This is a genomic window from Afipia broomeae ATCC 49717 (genome assembly GCF_000314675.2).
Lineage (GTDB): Bacteria > Pseudomonadota > Alphaproteobacteria > Rhizobiales > Xanthobacteraceae > Afipia > Afipia broomeae.
Map to the genome: position 1 here is coordinate 2,422,401 of NZ_KB375282.1, position 14,209 is coordinate 2,436,609.

The 14,209-nt window shown below is 61.3% G+C and carries 10 protein-coding genes; 4 read left to right on the top strand and 6 right to left on the bottom strand.

Annotation, left to right across the window (positions count from 1 at the left end):
• Positions 1 to 6: 6 nt before the first annotated feature.
• A complete protein-coding gene (locus HMPREF9695_RS11235) occupies positions 7 to 2,022 on the bottom strand; it encodes an acetyl-CoA carboxylase biotin carboxylase subunit (protein WP_006020979.1) in 2,016 nt (671 codons plus the stop codon).
• A 163-nt stretch (positions 2,023 to 2,185) separates the two neighbouring features.
• Between HMPREF9695_RS11235 and HMPREF9695_RS11240 the strand changes: the two genes are divergently transcribed.
• Positions 2,186 to 4,048, top strand: a complete 1,863-nt coding sequence (locus tag HMPREF9695_RS11240; RefSeq protein ID WP_006020980.1) for an alkaline phosphatase family protein — start codon at positions 2,186 to 2,188, stop codon at positions 4,046 to 4,048.
• A gap of 30 nt (positions 4,049 to 4,078) precedes the next feature.
• Here the strand turns inward: HMPREF9695_RS11240 and HMPREF9695_RS11245 are convergent, their stop codons facing one another.
• The gene (locus tag HMPREF9695_RS11245; protein WP_006020981.1) at positions 4,079 to 4,675 is read right to left on the bottom strand and encodes a hypothetical protein; all 597 of its coding nucleotides are present in this window, start codon (positions 4,673 to 4,675) and stop codon (positions 4,079 to 4,081) included.
• A 382-nt stretch (positions 4,676 to 5,057) separates the two neighbouring features.
• Between HMPREF9695_RS11245 and HMPREF9695_RS11250 the strand changes: the two genes are divergently transcribed.
• On the top strand, positions 5,058 to 5,717 hold the full coding sequence (locus HMPREF9695_RS11250; protein ID WP_006020982.1) for a peroxiredoxin: 660 nt from the start codon (positions 5,058 to 5,060) through the stop codon (positions 5,715 to 5,717).
• Positions 5,718 to 5,790: 73 nt separating this feature from the next.
• On the opposite strand, the gene HMPREF9695_RS11255 is transcribed toward HMPREF9695_RS11250, so the two are convergent.
• Positions 5,791 to 7,527, bottom strand: a complete 1,737-nt coding sequence (locus tag HMPREF9695_RS11255) for a methyl-accepting chemotaxis protein (RefSeq protein ID WP_006020983.1) — start codon at positions 7,525 to 7,527, stop codon at positions 5,791 to 5,793.
• A 124-nt stretch (positions 7,528 to 7,651) separates the two neighbouring features.
• Between HMPREF9695_RS11255 and HMPREF9695_RS11260 the strand changes: the two genes are divergently transcribed.
• On the top strand, positions 7,652 to 9,106 hold the full coding sequence (locus HMPREF9695_RS11260; RefSeq protein ID WP_006020984.1) for a cryptochrome/photolyase family protein: 1,455 nt from the start codon (positions 7,652 to 7,654) through the stop codon (positions 9,104 to 9,106).
• On the opposite strand, the gene HMPREF9695_RS11265 is transcribed toward HMPREF9695_RS11260, so the two are convergent.
• A complete protein-coding gene (locus HMPREF9695_RS11265) occupies positions 9,103 to 10,014 on the bottom strand; it encodes a DMT family transporter (RefSeq protein WP_006020985.1) in 912 nt (303 codons plus the stop codon). The genes HMPREF9695_RS11260 and HMPREF9695_RS11265 overlap by 4 nt on opposite strands.
• A 106-nt stretch (positions 10,015 to 10,120) precedes the next feature.
• On the opposite strand from HMPREF9695_RS11265, the gene HMPREF9695_RS11270 reads away from it, so the two are divergent.
• Positions 10,121 to 11,248, top strand: a complete 1,128-nt coding sequence (locus tag HMPREF9695_RS11270; protein ID WP_006020986.1) for an S-(hydroxymethyl)glutathione dehydrogenase/class III alcohol dehydrogenase — start codon at positions 10,121 to 10,123, stop codon at positions 11,246 to 11,248.
• 37 nt (positions 11,249 to 11,285) lie between these two features.
• On the opposite strand, the gene HMPREF9695_RS11275 is transcribed toward HMPREF9695_RS11270, so the two are convergent.
• Together HMPREF9695_RS11275 and HMPREF9695_RS11280 are read right to left on the bottom strand one after the other, a co-directional pair.
• Positions 11,286 to 11,735 carry a hypothetical protein gene (locus HMPREF9695_RS11275; RefSeq protein ID WP_006020987.1) on the bottom strand — a complete coding sequence of 150 codons (450 nt, stop codon included), beginning with the start codon at positions 11,733 to 11,735 and terminating at the stop codon, positions 11,286 to 11,288.
• Between the two features lie 259 nt (positions 11,736 to 11,994).
• The gene (locus HMPREF9695_RS11280; protein WP_245258745.1) at positions 11,995 to 14,094 is read right to left on the bottom strand and encodes a PQQ-dependent dehydrogenase, methanol/ethanol family; all 2,100 of its coding nucleotides are present in this window, start codon (positions 14,092 to 14,094) and stop codon (positions 11,995 to 11,997) included.
• Positions 14,095 to 14,209: the final 115 nt, after the last annotated feature.

The following is a 14,209-nucleotide window of genomic DNA, read 5'->3' on the forward strand; positions in this document are numbered from 1 at the left end:
TCACCCTCACGCAAATTCGAGGATCAGCGCATCGACGGCGAGTGTTGCCCCGGGTGTGGCGGCGATCTTCTTCACAACGCCGTCGCGTTCAGCACGCAACACGTTCTGCATCTTCATCGCCTCGATGACGGCAAGGGTTTCGCCCGCCTTGACGTCCTGACCCTCGGTCACGGCGATCGAGATCACGAGCCCCGGCATCGGACAAAGCACCTTCTTACCAGCATCTGCGGCCGAACTGATCGGCATCAGGCGCGCCGCCGTGGCCTCCGTTTCGGTGAAGACCTGCACCGGCACTTCATAGCCCTGATAGGCCAGCCGGAAGCCGTTCGGCATCGGCCTCACCTGCACGGCGACCGGATGCCCTGCGATGCTGCCCTGCCAGACCGGATCGCCGGGCTTCCAGTTCGAGAGCAGCGTGACGGGCTGACCGAGCGCGCCATCGGCGCCGACAAGACGCACGACAATCCCCTCGCCATCCCGCGCGACTTCGAGTGGCACTTCGTTCCGGTCGAGCCACACCGCGCGGCGGCGTTCACGCGACACCGCGCGGCCGTTCAACTGGCCGGAAATCTGGCGCTTGCGCTCGCCCAGAATGTGATCGACAGCCGCGGCAACCGCCGCGATCCGGTTTGCGGTTTCGCCTTCCGGCGTGCGCGGTCCGAAGCCTTTCGGAAACTCTTCAGAGATGAACCCCGTCGACAGATTGCCCTCACGCCAGCGCGGATGGTTCATCAGCGCCGAGAGGAACGGAATGTTGTGACGGATACCGTCGATATAAAACGAATCCAGCGCCTGCGATTGCGCCTCGATGGCGGCGGCCCGCGATGACGCATGGGTCACCAGCTTGGCGATCATCGGATCGTAGTAGATCGAAATCTCGCCGCCTTCCTGCACGCCGGTGTCGTTGCGCACGGTGATATCGTCCACCTTGCTCTCCGCAGGCGGACGATACTTCACAAGCCGTCCGATCGACGGCAGGAAATTCCGGAATGGATCCTCGGCGTAGACGCGCGACTCGACGGCCCAGCCGGTTAGCGTCACGTCCTTCTGGGTCATCGCGAGTTTCTCGCCGGCGGCGCTGCGGATCATCTGCTCAACGAGGTCGACACCGGTGATCAGTTCGGTCACCGGGTGTTCGACCTGAAGGCGGGTGTTCATCTCGAGGAAGTAGAAGCTCTTGTCCTGGCCCGCCACGAATTCCACCGTGCCGGCGGAATCGTAATTCACGGCCTTGGCCAGCGCGACGGCCTGCTCGCCCATCTTGCGGCGGGTGGCCTCGTCGAGCAGCGGCGACGGCGCCTCTTCGATCACCTTCTGGTTGCGGCGCTGGATCGAGCACTCGCGCTCGCCGAGATAGATCACGTTGCCATGCTTGTCGCCCAGCACCTGAATTTCGATGTGGCGTGGATCGACAATGAACTTTTCGACGAAAACACGGTCGTCGCCGAACGACGCTTTCGCCTCGGCCTTGGCGAGGTTGAAGCCTTCCTCGACTTCGGATTTCGAATGCGCGATGCGCATGCCCTTGCCGCCGCCGCCGGCCGACGCCTTGATCATGACCGGATAACCGATCTCGTCGGCGATCTTGGCGGCATGCGCCGCGTCCTCGATCACACCGAGATAGCCCGGCACGGTGGACACCTTGGCCTTGGCTGCGGCCTTCTTCGATTCAATCTTGTCGCCCATCGCGGCGATCGCGCCCGGATTGGGACCGATAAAAACGACCCCCGCTGCCGCCAGCGCCCGCGGGAAAGCCTCACGTTCGGACAGGAACCCATAGCCAGGGTGCACCGCCTCTGCTCCGGTCTGGCGGCAGGCCTCGACAATCTTCTCCATGACGAGGTAGCTCTCGGCTGCCTGCGGCGGGCCGATGAAGACGGCCTCGTCCGCCATCTCGACATGGAGTGCGTCGCGGTCGGCTTCCGAATAGACGGCGACCGTCTTGATGCCCATACGGCGTGCCGTTTTGATGACCCGGCAGGCGATTTCGCCGCGATTGGCGATCAGTATCTTCTTGAACATGAGCTGATTTGGACCTTAAGGGCGGAATTCGGCTGGAAGAGCTTTCAACCGCAAATTTGCATGCACGGCGGGTTGTAACAATTCTGTCGCGAGGCGTAACTACACCAAGTTACCACTCAGCACACCTGCATTGACCGCATACCCATCCGAAAAAGAGTCTCCCATGCGCCGCACCATTTCTTTCATTTCCTTTGGTTTTTTGGCGTTGTCGTCGGCTGTCGCTTTCGCCCAAAACAGCCAGCCCCGCAACCTGATTCTATTCGTGCCAGATGGGCTCCGCGCGCTCGAGGTCACCCCCGAACTGGCGCCCGCGATGGCTGCCGTGCGCGATAAGGGCGTGAATTTCAAGAACCCCCACTCCCTCTTCCCCACCTTCACGATGGCCAACGCGTCCGGGATGTCGACCGGGCACTATCTCGGTGACACAGGCACCTTCAGCAACTCGATCTATACCGGCCATCCGGTGCAGTCGGTTCCGAGCCAGTTGGGCACGGTCGTGCCGTTCATCGAGCACGACCAGATTTTGGGTGAGGTCGATAAGGACTTCAACGGCGACTACCTTAACGAGGAAACCCTGCTGAAAGCCGCGCGCGACGCCGGATACAGCACGGCCGCCATCGGCAAGGTTGGCCCGACATTCCTGTTCGACCACACCGAGCGGACCGGCACCAAGACCATCACCGTCGACGATCAGACCGGCGCCGTCGAAAAGGACGGCAAGCTGATCGGCATTCCGCTCTCCGATGAAATGAAGGCGGCCCTGACCGCCGCCAACCTCCCTCTCGCGACGCCCGGCCGCGGCGACAACGGCAAGGCCGGTGACGCCAAGACCCCCGGCACGACGGTCGCCAACATCAAGCAGCAGGTATATCTCGCCGACGTCGCCAGCAAGGTCGTGCTGCCGATGTTCAAGGCGCGCAACAAGCCGTTCGTGCTGGTGTTCTGGTCGCGCGATCCTGATGGCACCCAGCACAACCAGGGAGACAGCCTCAACAGCGTGACGCCGGGCATCAACGGCCCCTCTTCGCTCGCGGCCATCAAGAATGCCGACAACAATCTCGCGCAATTGCGGAAAGCTCTCGACGACCTCGGCCTCTCCGCCACCACCAACATCATCGTCTCGGCGGATCACGGCTTCTCGACAATCTCGAAGGAAAGCAAGACCAGTCCGACGGTGAAGAACAGCTATCCCGACACGCCGGAAGGTTTTCTGCCACTCGGTTTTCTTGCCCTCGATCTGGCGAAGGCATTGGACCTGCCGCTGTTCGATCCCAACGACGGCAACAAGCAGGTTGGCGCCAATGCGTATCCGAAAGCAGGCAACGCACTGCTCGGCAAGGACCCGAGCAAGCCGGATCTGGTCGTTGCGACCAATGGCGGCTCCGACCTGATCTACCTGCCGAAGGGCGACAAGAAACTTGCGGACCGCACCGTGAAGGCGCTGCTTGAGCAGGATTACGTCAGCGGCATTTTCGTCGAGGATAAGCTCGGGAAACTTCCCGGCACGTTGCCGCTCTCGACCCTCAGCCTGAGAGGCAAGGCCGTGACGCCGCACCCGGCCATCGTCGTGAACTTCCGCTCCTATTCCACGGGGTGCGACGAACCGACGCTGTGCTCGGTCGAAATCGCGGACACCGTTCTGCGTCAGGGCCAGGGCATGCACGGCAGTTTCAGCCGCGGCGACACCATGAATTTCATGGCGGCGATCGGTCCTGACTTCAAAGCCGGCTTTGCCAGTGAACTACCCGTGAGCAATGCCGACGTCGGCATCACAGCGGCGCATCTTCTCGGTCTCAACCGCAAGCCCAAGGGCACGCTGATGGGCCGTGTGATGACTGAAGCGATGCCGAACGGCCTCGTCCCGAAGTCGTTCGCCACCACCATCACCGGCAAGCCAGCCGCCAACGGCCTGCGAACCGTGCTGAAGTTCCAGCGCGTCCAGGAGCAGCGCTACTTCGATGTGGCGGGATTCCCGGGAAAAACTGTCGGCCTTCCCGAACTGGCCAAGACGGCAGGCGCCAAGTAGCGCCTGTCCGTCAGTTAGAAGCCGCTCGCCTTACATTCCAAGGTCGAGGAAATTCGGCAGCGTATGCGCAAGCGGCATGGTCGCCGCGCCGATCAGGCTCGCGACCAGCGCCGCAAGCGCGCGGTTGTTGCGGCGGGTGCCGCGCATCTGGCCAGCGATCCACTCAAGCACTTCGGTGTTGACGCCAACCGCAGTGGTCGGCGCCCAGCTCTCGATCGAGGTCTCGGGTGAGAGCGCAACGGAACGCGGCGGCACCGGCAGACCGGAAGCAGCAGCCGCATGATGCACGATCGCCTTTGTGAACAGGTCGTCGAACCGGCCGTCATCGCTGCGCTCGGTCGCGGCCTTGTTGATCTCGAAAAGGGTTTCAGCCTCGGCGCGGCTGACGGGCTCGTTGGTGTTTGCCGCGGCGTTGAGAATACGCGCGCACCAGGCTGCGTCGTCCGCATCCAGCGCTCGCGAGAAGTGAACGCGGCCTGTCGTCGTCGGCCCCTCACCGGTGATGACACCGTCGCGCACGAAAGCGAGCGCGTAGGCAGACACATCGCGGTCGGCAACGGAGCCGGTTTCGATTTTCCGGATCAGGTCGGAAAGCGGAGCGTTGGAGATGATCGAGGCGGACGTCATGTTACTATTCTCTTTTTGTGTCCCGCAGCATTTTCATGCGGATGTAAACGAAGCGTTAATGAAGCGATTCGGAGCGCGCTTCTTTCCCTTATGGTTGCGGATTGGTCGCACTGACCGTCCGCATGGTTCATGCAATGCCAACCGGAACCGGCGGCGTTGCGGCGCATCAAAGTCAAATTCGGGGCATAGCGAAAAAGTGAGCCCGCGCCGGCCAATTATGAATTTTCATTAATCCGGCTCGCGGCAGAACGGATTTTCAAAGGACTGTCCTTCGCGAGAAAAACCTTGTCCTTTTCGGTATGCGGTTCCGTTTTGGGGCATCTGCCGATATACCAGCGCAGCGAGATTTTCCTCGCAACTCCAAGTACGTGAGGCCAAAAACATGACAATCCAGATTGGCGCGGTGGCGCCCGATTTCGAGGCTGATACCACCGAAGGACGCATCAAATTTCACGACTGGATCGGCGATAGCTGGGCTCTTCTCTTTTCGCATCCGAAGGATTTCACGCCGGTCTGCACGACCGAACTCGGACGGCTGGCGGGACTGAAGCCAGAATTCGACAAGCGCGGCGTCAAACTGCTCGGGCTGAGCGTCGACCCGGTCGACAGGCACGCCAAGTGGAGCGATGACATCAAGGAGACACAGGGGTTTGCGCCGAACTATCCCATGATCGGCGATACCGATCTCGCGGTCGCCAAGCTCTACAACATGCTGCCCGCCAGCACGTCCGGCGATGCCAATAGCCGCACCGCTGCCGACAACGCCACGGTGCGCACGGTGTTCGTCATCGGTCCGGACAAGAAGGTGAAGCTCGTGCTGGTCTATCCGATGACCACCGGGCGCAACTTCGACGAGATCCTGCGCGTGATCGACTCTCTGCAACTCACTGCCAAGCATCGCGTGGCGACGCCGGCGGACTGGAAACAGGGCGAAGACGTTATCATCGCCGGCTCGGTCACCGACGATGAAGCCAAGACGATCTATCCGGGCGGCTGGAAGTCGCCGAAGCCCTATATCCGGATTGTTCCGCAGCCGAAATAATCGCGGCAAGGACGCAAAATTAAAAGGGGACGCATTGCGTCCCCTTTTCTATTTGTCGGTTAGTTGGTCGCCCCTAGGCCGCCCTGACACCGTCGAGGAAGCGCTCAACCTCCGCCTGAAGATGCAAACTCTCGCCGCTCAGCGCCTGCGCCGACTTGAGGATCTCGTCGGACGTCTCGCCGGTCCGGTTTGCGCCACGGGCGACGTCCCCGACATTGGCGGCGACTTCGGTGGTGACGGTTGCGGCGGCTTGAACGCTTTTGGCGATTTCGTGCGTCGCGGCCCCTTGCTGCTCGACCGCGGCGGCAATCGATGTTGCAATGTCGTTGATCTGCTCGATGGTCTGCCCGATGGCCTTGATCGCGGCGACAGATTCACGCGTCGCAGACTGCATGTTGACGATGTGGCTGCTAATCTCGTCGGTCGCCTTCGCCGTCTGGCCGGCCAGGTTTTTGACTTCCTGCGCCACCACCGCGAAGCCACGTCCAGCCTCGCCTGCCCGCGCTGCCTCGATGGTCGCGTTGAGCGCCAGAAGGTTGGTCTGCTCCGCAATCGATGTGATCAGTTTCACGACGTCACCGATCCGATCTCCTGCCATCGACAGATCGGCCATCCGTGCGTCGGTGGCGACCGCCTGTTGAACGGCATCAGCAGCGATCCCGTTGGATTCCTGAACCCGGCGGCTGATCTCGGCGATCGAGCTTGTCAGTTCTTCGGACGCCGCAGCCGCGTTGCGCACGTGCTCCGACGCCTGCGCCGATGCATCGGCGGACGCCTTCGACAGATGCGCCGTGCTGCGCGCGGTTTCGGTCAGATTTCTTGCCGCACTCTCGAACTCGCCGGACGAATGCAGGACCTTGTCGATAATTCCGCCGACGTTGGACTGGAATTCATCCACGAAGCTTTGCAATTCCGCCTTGCGCCGCTGCACTGATTCCGCCTCGGCGGTCTTGCGCTCCGCCTCGAGCCGGCGGCGCTCGAGAGAATTGTTCTTGAACACGCCAATGGTCCGGGCGATGGCGCCGATTTCATCATACCTGTCGACATGATTGATGGTCACGTCGGGTTTGCCTTCCGCAAGCGATGTCAGCGTATCCGTGACGGAGCGGAGTGGCCGGGTCACGCTGCGTACGATCAGCATCGTCAAACCGAGAACCAGCAACGCCCCGACCACCGCTGCAATCGTCATCATCTGCATGGCATGGACAAGCATCGCGTCGAGCGGGGCCGTCGGAATCCCGACATAGAGAATTCCGATGATCTTTCCCGCAGCATCGAACACCGGCTGATACGCGGTCATGAAGCTTTTGCCGAACAGCACAGCCGGGCCTTTGTAGGCCTGCCCGCTTCGGAGGACCGCCTGCGCGGGATGATCCGGCGCAAGCTGGGTCCCGACAGCGCGGTCGCCGTTCTCCTTCTTGACGTTGGTGGTCTTGCGGACGAACTGCCCGGTCGCGTCGTCATACACGAAGAGTGTGGCGTTCCCGCCGACGTAGGACGTCGCGCGATCAACCGTCGTGTGATCCTTGAACTCCGGCATCGCAGGAATTTCAGCACGGCTGACGATGCCGTCCTTGATCGTGACCTTGGCATCCCCGTAAGTTTCGGCGAAGGCCAGAGCCAGCGTGCGAAGGCTGGTTTCGATGTCGGATTTTGCCCTTGTCTCGAACTCCGTGCTCAGCGACCAGTAGGCTGCTCCGACAACCATCGAGGTGGTCGCGGCGATCAGTACCGCCGCACAGATCGTGGCCTTGGTCCCGAGTTTAAACTTCAGGAAACCAAGGGAATTCTTCCCCAAGCCGAGTGCCATCGTGTCGTCCCCAAAAATGCATTCCGATGAAAAATCGATGAATTTTGACAGTTTATGTTTACCGCCTCATTAACAGTTCGCCAGGTGGCCAAGCGCTGCCGCTAACGTCAGGATTGCCAGCGCAATGACAGGTTCTTCAGCTTCCCCCTTGATCGTCTGGTTTCGGGACGATCTGCGGCTTTCCGATCATCCAGCCCTGCATGATGCCGCCCAAAGCGGCGCACCGCTCGTCTGCCTTTACGTTCTGGACGAAGAAGGCAGCCCTCAGCACGGACGTCCGATCGGCAGCGCATCGCGCTGGTGGCTCGCCCAGTCGCTCCGGAGTTTGCAGGGGAGCCTTACTGCACGAGGCCAATCGCTGACCCTCCGCAGGGGCCGTCCCGCGCGGGTGATCGCAGATCTTGCGCAAGAGATCCGCGCTTCTGCGGTCCATTGGAACGAGAGCGACATCCCGGGTGAGGCGGCCACTGAGCGCGAGGTGACGACCGCCCTTGACCGCATCGGCGTCGCATCGCGCAGCTTTCCCAGCGACCTGCTGGTGAGACCCGAAAAGCTGCGCAACAAGGAAGGCCGCGGCCTGCGCGTGTTCACACCATTCTGGAAACGCGTCCTGAGCCTCGGCGACCCACCCCAACCCCTGCCCGCGCCAAAGGCGCTGACAGCCGGCCCGAAGATCGCCACCGACGACCTGGCTTCCTGGAACCTGGAGCCGACGCGGCCCGACTGGGCGTCGGGGTTGCGCGAGACATGGACGCCGGGCGAAGCCGCAGCACAGAAACGGCTGAAGGATTTCCTCGACAACGACATCGCAAGCTACGCATCGTTGCGCGACCGCCCCGATCGCGATGCTACGTCGCGGCTATCGCCGCATCTGCGCTTCGGCGAAATCAGCCCGCGTCAGGTCTGGCATTCCGCCAGTTTCGCTGCGGCCGGAAAACCCGCAATATCCAGCAGTGTCGCGAAATTTCTGAGCGAACTCGGCTGGCGCGAATTCTCGCGTCATCTCTTGTTCGATCACCCCCAACTTGCCGAACGGAATCTTCAATCGTCGTTCGATGCATTCCCCTGGCACAGCGATCCTAAAGCATTACGTGCCTGGCAGCGCGGCCAGACCGGCTATCCCATCGTCGACGCCGGGATGCGGGAACTCTGGCACACCGGCATCATGCACAACCGGGTACGGATGGTGGTCGCATCGTTTCTGGTGAAGCACTTGCTGATCGACTGGCGCGACGGCGAAAAGTGGTTCTGGGATACGCTGGTCGATGCCGACCCCGGAAGCAACCCGGCGAGCTGGCAGTGGGTGGCGGGCTCGGGCGCGGATGCGGCGCCCTATTTCCGCGTCTTCAATCCGATCCTGCAGGGCGAGAAGTTCGATCCCGACGGCGCGTATGTCTCGAAGTGGGTGCCCGAGCTGGCGCGCCTTCCGGCCAAATTGATCCATCAGCCATGGGAAGCCACGCCGATGGAGTTGGCCGCAGCCGGCGTGACGCTTGGAAAAACCTATCCGGAGCCAATCGTCGATCACAAGACAGCACGTGCGCGGGCGCTCGCTGCGTATGCAAAGACGCGCGACTAGCTGCCGGGAGAGATGTCGGCCTTCGCCGGGCGATTCACCAGCAGCACGGCCGTGGCGCAGATCACCATGCCCGCGATAGAGATCAGATCAAGCCGCTCGTCGAACAGCACATAAGCCATAATCGCGGTCACACCGGGCACCAGATAGAAGAGACTAGCCACCCGTGTCGCGGCCGAGTGACGGATCAGCCAGTAAAGCAGGCCGATTGATCCGATCGAGAGCACGATAACCAGCCACGCGAGACCGAGCACGAACTCGCGGTTCCAGACGATCACGCGCGTTTCGAACAACCATGCGCCGAGTGCGAACAACAACCCCGCCGCGATAAACTGAATGAAATTTCCGGCGCGCCAGTCGATCCGGCTGCAATAACGCTTCTGATAGAGCGTGCCGAGCGTGATGCTGACAAGCGCGACACAGGTGCCGAGCCACCCCCAGCCCGCCTCGCCCGACAGCGAACGGCCGTGCAGAACGATCAGCGTTCCGGCGAGGCCCATCAGCAGTCCGGTCCACTGAAGCGGCGAAACGCGCTCGCCGAGCCAGCGGTTCGCGAGTGTGGATGTCAGGATGGGTTGCAGACCCGGAATGAGCGCGGACAGCCCCGCAGGCACGGAATGAAAGATCGCGACTGCTGTCCCGCCAAGATAGAAGCCATGGACGAGAAGCCCTGCAATCGCACTGTGGATGATGCCCGCGCGATCTGGCCATTTGGCCCGCCAGATCACAGCGATCACACCCATCAGCAATGCCACGAGGGCCATGCGCACGGTGAGATAGGTCAGCGGTTCGGCGCCGGCCAGCACGTATTTCGTGCCGACGAATCCGGTGCTCCATAGCAGGACGAAGATCGCAGGCGCGGTCCGCGCGGCAATCGATTCGAGTGTGGGCTGGGGCGACGATTGGCTCATTTGCGCAACTGCTTGCCCGATCCTATGGTGTCGGGCAATCGTCAAATGCGCCGGACGCCCTGCCCGGAAACGCAGACCGAACTCGCTTCAAACATGAGGATCCGCCATGGATGTTCGCGCCGCCGTTGCCACCGCTGCCGGCAAACCGCTCGAGATCACGACCGTTCAACTCGAAGGCCCACGCGAGGGCGAAGTGATGGTCGAGGTCAAGGCGACAGGCATATGTCATACCGATGAATTCACGCTGTCAGGCGCCGACCCGGAAGGTCTCTTCCCCGCTATTCTCGGCCACGAGGGCGCGGGCGTTGTCGTTGACGTCGGGCGCGGCGTCACCAGCGTCAAGAAAGGCGATCATGTCATTCCGCTGTACACGCCGGAATGCCGCCAGTGCCCCTCCTGTCTCTCGCGCAAGACCAATCTGTGCACCGCGATCCGCGCCACGCAGGGACAGGGCCTGATGCCTGACGGCACGTCCCGCTTCTCGCTGGGCGGCAAACCGATCCATCACTACATGGGCACGTCGACCTTCGCGAACTACACGGTGCTGCCGGAAATCGCCGTGGCGAAAATCCGCGAGGACGCGCCATTCGACAAGGTTTGCTACATCGGCTGCGGCGTCACCACCGGCATCGGCGCGGTCATCAACACCGCCAAGGTGGAGCAAGGCGCGAAGGCCATCGTGTTCGGTCTCGGCGGCATCGGGCTGAACGTGCTGCAAGGCCTGCGGCTCGCCGGCGCCGACATGATTATCGGCGTCGACCTCAACAATGACCGGAAGGCTTGGGGCGAGCGCTTCGGCATGACGCATTTCGTCAATCCGACGGAGGTCGGCAAGGACCTCGTGCCCTATCTCGTCAACATGACCAAGACGAAAGAAGACCAGATCGGCGGCGCGGACTATACGTTCGACTGCACAGGCAACGTTACCGTGATGCGCCAGGCGCTCGAGGCGTGCCATCGCGGCTGGGGACAGTCGATCGTCATCGGCGTCGCGCCCTCGGGAGCGGAAATCGCAACGCGTCCGTTCCAGCTTGTGACCGGACGGGTGTGGAAAGGCACGGCCTTCGGGGGCGCCCGCGGCCGCACCGACGTGCCAAAGATCGTCGACTGGTACATGCAGGGGAAAATCCAGATCGATCCGATGATCACGCATGTGATGCCGCTGAACGACATCAACAAGGCGTTCGATCTGATGAAGCGCGGAGAGTCGATCAGGGGCGTCGTGACGTTCTGATGAGAACGCCGATGCTTCAAAGAAAAACAATTGGGAGTTAGAAGAACTCCTCCGGGCACGGATCGACAATCTGCCAGAGATCCGTGCCGTTCTTGATCTTCTTCATATCGTTGGTGAGGCCGCCGTTGCGGCTGATCCACGACTTCACAGTCGGAGGATAGTACGACATCAAGTCGGAAGTCCCCTCGCTGCTGTTGATCTTCATGCCGAACGTAAAGGCCTTGTCGTAGTAGGCCAGATGAAAACCAAGGCTGGCGCGCGGCGTGACGCAGATCTTGTTTATCGGCACGATTCCGAACACCATCGTGCAGGCCGAATTGCAGATGCCATCGATGATCACGCGCTCGCCACGAGCGCGGATGCGCTGATACTTTGCCTTGTACTCTTCGACATAGCCGCCATGGTCGCGCGTGATGCGCAGGTCCGCACGCGCCGGCATCGTGGCCAGCAGCGATAGAACGACAGACACAAAAACGGCAATCCGCATGCAAGCCCGAGCACGATGAAGTCGGAAACAAATGGTGACGGCCCTAATGAGCTCCATCAACACGAAGACTCTGGCGGGACTGTGTTTGAAAAACCGTTAAGCATGACGGAGCGGACATCAAGGAACTTGAAACAAACGGAACAACCAATTGAAATATAAGAAAAATTAGAAATCGAACGGCGCAAACCATTCCGCAAAAGCAAAGGGAGCCGACGGCAAGTCAGCCGCCCGCTCCCCGCTCATAATACCGTCCAGCGACTCACTTCTTCGGAGGACGCACCGCATCCGCAGTGCCCTGAATGAAGGCGATGATCTTGACCACGTCGTCATCGCTCAGCTTGCCGGTGAAGTCCGGCATGCCTTTGTCGACGTGCGGCCCCTTGAAGACGAAGTTCTTCAGGTTCGCAATGGTTTCGGCGCCGACATAACCGAGGTTCCTGACGTTGCCGCCCTTGTCGACACCCGGCACGCCGTGACAGGTGACGCAACTGCTGACATACAGCAGCGTTCCTGGTCCGACATCTGCGGGATCGTATTTTACGCCTTCGACGAGGTTCTCCATCTGGTATTTCGTGATGGGCGGCAGCGGCGCCTTGCCGTCGATCGCGAACGTGTAAACCGTGCCGGGATTGTCCGCCTCGGTGGCCCTCGCCGCGATCCCGAACACGCCGCCCCACCCGACCGCGATCGATACGTACTGCTTGCCGTCGAGCATGTAGGTCGAAGCGGCAGCCACAACGCCGGTGCCCGTCGGCGACTCCCAAAGCTTGTCGCCGGTCGTCGCATTGTAGGCGATGAAGCGGCCGTCAGCCGTTCCCTGGAACACAAGGTTGCCGGCGGTGGTCAGCGTGCCGCCATTCCACGGCGCGACATATTCCTGTTTCCAGGCTTCCTTCTGCTTGACCGGATCCCACGCGATGAGCCGGCCGAACGGCAGGTTCTGGGGCGGCGTCGCGTTAAGGACGAAGCCGGTGTTCCAGCCGGTGTTGCCGCCGAACTCGCCGGGCTGGTTGGCATTGTGCTTCCAGCCCTTCTGCGGAGTGAGATTGAGCGGCACACCCTGAGCGGGCAGATACACGAGGCCGGTCATCGGATTGAACGACATCGGGTGCCAATTGTGGGCGCCGTAAGGACCCGGAATGGCGTCCATGCCTTTTTCCGGATCGCGAGCAGCGGCAACTTCAATCGGACGTCCATTGGCGTCGTATCCGGTCGCCCAATTCACATCGACGAAATTCTTCGCCGAGATGAACTTGCCGTTGGTGCGATCGATCACGAAGAAGAAGCCGTTCTTCGGCGCGTGAAGGATCACCTTCCGCGGAGCGCCGTCGATATTGATGTCAGCCAGGATCATCGGCTGGGTCGAGGTATAGTCCCAGTGATCGCCCGGCGTTTCCTGATAATGCCAGACGTATTTTCCGGTGTCGGCATTCAGCGCGACAATCGACGCGAGATAGAGGTTGTCGCCGCCGGCGGGACTGCGGAGATGACGATTCCACGGCGAGCCGTTGCCGGTCCCGATGTAGACGAGATTGAGATCGGGATCGAAGGTGATGGTGTCCCACGCCGTTCCGCCGCCGCCGTTGACCCAGTATTTGCCAGCCGGATCCCAGGTCTTGGCGGCCGCTTCCATCGATTCATCTTCGTATGGCTTCGATGGATCGCCGGGAACGACGAACCAGCGCCAGGCCTGATTGCCGGTTTCCGCATCGTAAGCCGTCACGTAACCGCGCGCGCCATACTCAGCGCCGCCGTTACCGATCACTACCTTCCCGTTCACGACACGCGGCGCGCCCGTAATCGTGTACGAGTGCTCCTTGTCGATCAGCGTGTCCTTCTCCCACACCTTCTTGCCGGTGACCGCGTCAAGTGCGATGAGCCGTCCGTCATAGGCGCCGACAAAGACCTTGCCCTTGTGAAGCGCGACACCGCGATTGACGACGTCGCAGCAGCCCTTGTAGCCGATGGAGCGTGAAACCTCGGGATCGAAACTCCAGATCCTCTTGCCGGTGCGCACGTCGATCGCATGCACCACGCTCCATGAGGCGGTGACATACATAATGCCATCGACAACCAGAGGCGTTGCCTCAACGCCGCGCGACGATTCGAGGTTGTAGGTCCACATAAGACCCAGGTTCTTCACGTTGTCGGTATTGATTTGATTCAACTTGCTGAAACGTGTCTCGCCATAGTCGAGGCCAATGGTCGGCCAGTCGTTGGATGTTGCTGCGTTGGCCTTGATGGAGTTCTGATCGACAGCCGACGTCACTGCCTTGATGTGCTCAGGCGATCCCTTCGGCGGTGATTGTGCAGAGGCTGCTGAAACGACGGCAAGCGTTGCGATTGTGGATGCAATCATCAAAAAACCCAGCGGCGAGCGCTGGGTTTCGGCAGTCCTTGAAAATTCTCGGCGAGCAGTAGGGCTGGCAAGACGGATCATGCATTCCTCCGATGGCCTCTCACGGGCCTGAACG